This is a genomic window from Neisseria sp. P0022.S010, from assembly GCF_051956635.1.
On record NZ_JBQCXF010000351.1, the window covers coordinates 1 to 3,166 of the forward strand.

Here is a 3,166-nt window from a genome sequence, read left to right on the forward strand (position 1 = left end):
GATTCGTACAAGACGAATCTGCCGTTGATATTTCTGACGAGATTGCCAGACTGAAAAAGAAAAGCAGTGAGTTGACCAAGTCAATTTTCAGCAAGCTGACTCCGGCTCAAATTTCACAAGTATCCCGCCATCCGCAACGTCCTTATACTTTGGACTACATCAACGGTATTTTTACCGATTTTGAAGAGTTGCACGGCGACCGCCATTATTCTGACGATCATGCCATTGTCGGCGGTTTGGCGCGTTTCAACGGCCAAAGCGTGATGGTTATCGGCCATCAGAAAGGTCGCGATACCAAAGAAAAAATCCGCCGCAATTTCGGTATGCCGCGTCCTGAGGGTTACCGTAAAGCACTGCGCTTGATGAAGACTGCCGAAAAATTCAATATTCCGGTCATGACCTTTGTCGATACTCCGGGCGCGTATCCGGGCATTGGTGCAGAAGAACGCGGCCAGTCTGAAGCCATCGGCCGTAATTTGTACGAACTGACCCGTCTGCATGTGCCGGTATTGTGCACCATCATTGGTGAAGGCGGTTCAGGTGGCGCGTTGGCAGTGGCTGTCGGCGACTACGTCAATATGCTGCAATATTCGACTTATTCGGTGATTTCTCCCGAAGGTTGCGCTTCTATTCTTTGGAAAACTGCTGAAAAAGCAGCAGATGCCGCGCAAGCATTGGGTATTACCGCCAAACGCCTGCAAGAGTTGGATCTCATTGATAAAGTAATTGATGAGCCTTTGGGCGGCGCACACCGTGATTTTGAAACCACGATGAAAAACGTCAAAACCGTTTTGGAACAGCAATTAAGCGAAGCGCAAAGCATGACCATGCCTGACTTGCTTTCTCGCCGTTTCGACCGCATCATGGCTTACGGTAAATTTACCGACAAATAAGTTTGACTGCTGAAAAAGCAAGCAGATGTCGCTGCTTGCTTTTTTTGTGTTCTATTTTTGAGTAATTCACAATTTCAGGCCGTCTGAAATGTCGCAACTATCCCCTGATTCCCTATTTAAAAGTTTTCACGCAGCTTTTCCTGATTTGCCGAGCCATACTGTTGTTGAAGTTGGTTTGAGTGGCGGATTGGATTCTGTCGTCCTGCTGCATCTTTTGCACCGGACGCGTGAATTTCACCATTTTGATTTGCGTGCCGTCCATGTTCATCATGGTTTAAGCACTAATGCCGACAGTTGGGCAAAATTTTGTCAGGATTATTGTCGGGGTTTGAATGTGACCTTGCGCGTGTGCCGTGTCAATGTGGAAAAACAAGGAAAAGGTTTGGAGGCTGCGGCCAGGGCTGCCCGATATCAGGCATTTTCAGACGGCCTGAAGAAAATTATTGTTTTGGCCCATCACCGCAATGATCAAATCGAAACATTTATGTTGTCGGCTGTGCGAGGGGGTGGATTACGCGGTATGGCGGCCATGCCGGTATGGCGTGATTTAAATGAAGAGATTCAAATTTGGCGGCCGCTTTTGGCATTTTCCCGTCAGGAACTGGCTGAGTATGCGCAACAATGGGGATTATCTTTTGTTGAAGACGAAAGTAATGAAGACTCCGGCTATTTACGCAATTGGATGAGAAATCAGGCTTTGCCGAAATGGCAGCAGCGTATCCCGAATTTTGAGCAGCAAATTTGTACCAATGTTCGATTATTGCAGGAAGATTTGCAGCTTTTAGATGAATTGATTGAGTCTGAATACCAGCGCATCAGTCCAAAAGGAATATTCAGCATCAGTCTATGGCGGCAGTGTACCCCGCTTTTGCGTCGTCGGCTGCTTTGGTATTTTTTGCGAAAGCAAACGGAATCATTGCCTTCTTATCACAGCATTGCCGATTTTGCCCGAGTATTAGAAACCGCTGATCAAGCGCAGTTGAATTTGCCAGACGGGAAACTAGTCGTATATCGAGATAAGCTGTTTGTTTGTCAGGAAAGTGAGTTTCAAAAACTGCCTTGGTGTAATGGCAGGGAAGTTCGAGGCCGTCTGAAAGATATTTTGCTGGAAAACGGTTTCGTTTTATTACCCTTTAAGGGAGGTTTGTCAGAAGAGGAGTTGGAGAAGCAGGCGGTACTTCGAAATGTGGCCAAAGGTGATGTGATTCAGTCGGGGCAGAGGGAAAAATCAGTCGAAAAACTATTGCAAGAGTGTCATATTGTGCCATTCGTCCGTAAATATTGGCCGATTATCCTAAGTATGGGCAACAAGTGCCTTGCTGTTATTAATCTTCGGGTGGGAAGCGATGTTCAAATAGGGGAAGGCTATCTGCCTGTTCATGAAAAGTTAGCTAAATATATAGTAGAAAAGTAAAGAGACTAACTTTAAATTTAATAAGTATTAGTAATTTAACTACTTGTGCTAAGTGTAGATATAATATGCAATATAGCTTATATTAGAGTATCTATACGAATAAACTTTTGCGATTAAATGTAATCTTGTGGAACTATTTCAAAGCGATGCTGTCTTTATTGTGCACAGCGCGCTTTACTATTTTTTGGTTTAAAGCAGTAAAACGATTAAAGGTTGGGTATGAACGATCGCCAAATAGATCAAGTTTTGGTGGAGCGCGCGCAGAAAGGTGACCATAAGGCATTCGAGATGCTGATGTCCAAGTATCAGCGTCGGCTAAACAGACTGATTTCCCGTTTTATTCAGGATGAGCACGAAGTACACGATGTAACCCAAGAGGCAATGATTAGGGCTTATCGTGCGCTGGTTAATTTTCGCGGTGAGAGTGCATTTTATACATGGCTGTACCGTATCGGTATCAATACGGCAAAGAATTTTCTGACCACTTCGGGTCGCCAGTTTTTTGTCAGTTCGGAAGCAGCCAATGAGGAGGGAGATGTTCTCGATTTAACCGATCAGATTGCAGATTACCATACGCCGGAAGCTGAAATGATGAATCGGGAAATCTTGCAGACCGTCGAAGCAAGCATTGCGCAACTGCCAGACGATATGCGTCAAGCCATTACACTTAGGGAAATGGATGGCTTGTCTTACGAAGAAATAGCTCGGGTAGTGGATTGTCCGATAGGTACTGTACGTTCGCGTATTTTCAGAGCGCGTGAACTGATTGCAAAAGATTTGCGGCCGCTGTTGGATACTTCTGAAGATCAAAGGTGGTAATAAAAATGAACGACAAAACAAATAAAGCATTGGAGTATGT

3 protein-coding genes are annotated in these 3,166 nt (G+C 44.9%); all 3 read left to right on the top strand.

Features of this window, described 5'->3' with window-relative positions:
- Positions 1 to 893: acetyl-CoA carboxylase carboxyltransferase subunit alpha (locus ACTHUT_RS16575; RefSeq protein ID WP_440419105.1), on the top strand; the 893-nt coding region annotated here is incomplete at its 5' end.
- Positions 894 to 981: 88 nt separating this feature from the next.
- Positions 982 to 2,307, top strand: a complete 1,326-nt coding sequence (gene tilS, locus ACTHUT_RS16580; RefSeq protein WP_250600643.1) for a tRNA lysidine(34) synthetase TilS — start codon at positions 982 to 984, stop codon at positions 2,305 to 2,307.
- Between the two features lie 219 nt (positions 2,308 to 2,526).
- A complete protein-coding gene (gene rpoE / locus ACTHUT_RS16585) occupies positions 2,527 to 3,126 on the top strand; it encodes an RNA polymerase sigma factor RpoE (RefSeq protein WP_004519728.1) in 600 nt (199 codons plus the stop codon).
- The last annotated feature ends 40 nt before the right edge of the window (positions 3,127 to 3,166 follow it).